We start from the raw sequence: 1,253 nt of genomic DNA, 5'->3' as shown, positions 1-1,253 counted from the left end.
CTCGACCCGCTTGATTTTCCATTCAATTAGCTCCATATCTACAGACATCGACCTGAATTAAAAGCAAGGACACTCAGATGCAATCCCCATTTATCGTTGAGTTAACAGAACAGAATTTTAGAGAAGTGCTTGAAGGATCAATGAACACGCCCGTTCTGATTCATTTTTGGGCCAACGCTCAACCAGAAAGCGCACAAGTGCTACCTGAGTTGCAAGCTCTCACTCAACAGTACAATGGTGCTTTTACATTGGCTCTGCTGAACTGTGAAGATCAACCAGCGCTTGCTTCCCAATTTGGTGTTCAAGTACTGCCAACAATCGCGTTGTTTGTTAATGGACAAGCGGTCGATGGCTTAGGCGGGCCTCAACCAATCGAAGCGATTGGCGCAATGCTACAAAAACATTTGCCAAGCCCTGACGAGCAACTATTGAAGCAAGTAAGCGAACTGCTTCAACAAGGCGAACATGCACAAGCTCTGAACGTCATTCAAACGCTGTCAGATGAACTGCAATCACGCGGTGATGTAAAATTAGCGAAAGCCGATTGTTTGCTAGAAACCAAACAATTCGAATTAGCACAAGAGTTGTTAGCAACCATCCCACTGGAGTATCAAGACAACTCTTACAAAAGCTTAATCGCGAAACTGGAACTGCATCAGCAAGCGGCTGAAAGTCCAGAATTAAAGCGCTTGGAACAAGAGTTGGCAGCTAACCCAGACAATTTCGAATTGGCATGTGAGCTAGCAGTACAATACAACCAAGTGGGTCGTGATGAAGAAGCGCTAGAGCTACTTTGGAACATTTTAAAAGTAAACCTAGGCGCGCAAGATGGCGAAGTGAAGAAGACCTTTATGGATATCCTAAGCGCATTAGGACAAGGCAACGCTATTGCAAGTAAATATCGTCGCCAGCTGTACTCCATCTTGTACTAAGCGCAGAACACCTCTAAAAATAAGACAATAAAGGCCGGAAATCCGGCCTTTGTTTTGCCTAAAATCGCCCCGCTATCGTTTCTTCTCAACATCTTCGATTGTCTACAACCCAAAAATGCGTAAAAATGAATCAGTTATTATGCACTCAAGGGAATAAATCATGCCTATCGATTCACTGATCACTATCGGTATTTTCGTCGTCCTCGCTGTCGTTATCTTGTCTTCAGCCATCAAAACGGTTCCACAAGGAAACAACTGGACAGTTGAACGCTTCGGACGCTACACCCACACATTAAAGCCGGGTTTAAACTTGATCATTCC

The 1,253-nt window shown here is 44.3% G+C and carries 2 protein-coding genes; both read left to right on the top strand.

Going from position 1 to position 1,253, the window contains the following annotated elements; translation table 11 throughout:
- Positions 1-77 precede the first annotated feature (77 nt).
- Positions 78-932: a thioredoxin family protein gene (locus tag R7E00_RS23940; RefSeq protein WP_005454528.1), complete on the top strand. Its 855-nt coding sequence runs from the start codon at positions 78-80 to the stop codon at positions 930-932.
- A 160-nt stretch (positions 933-1,092) separates the two neighbouring features.
- A partial coding sequence (locus R7E00_RS23935; RefSeq protein ID WP_411978692.1) for an SPFH domain-containing protein occupies positions 1,093-1,253 on the top strand: 161 nt, incomplete at its 3' end.

This window comes from Vibrio sp. Vb1755, assembly GCF_033338635.1.
Lineage (GTDB): Bacteria > Pseudomonadota > Gammaproteobacteria > Enterobacterales > Vibrionaceae > Vibrio > Vibrio alginolyticus.
This window is presented reverse-complemented; position numbering and strand designations above follow the sequence as displayed.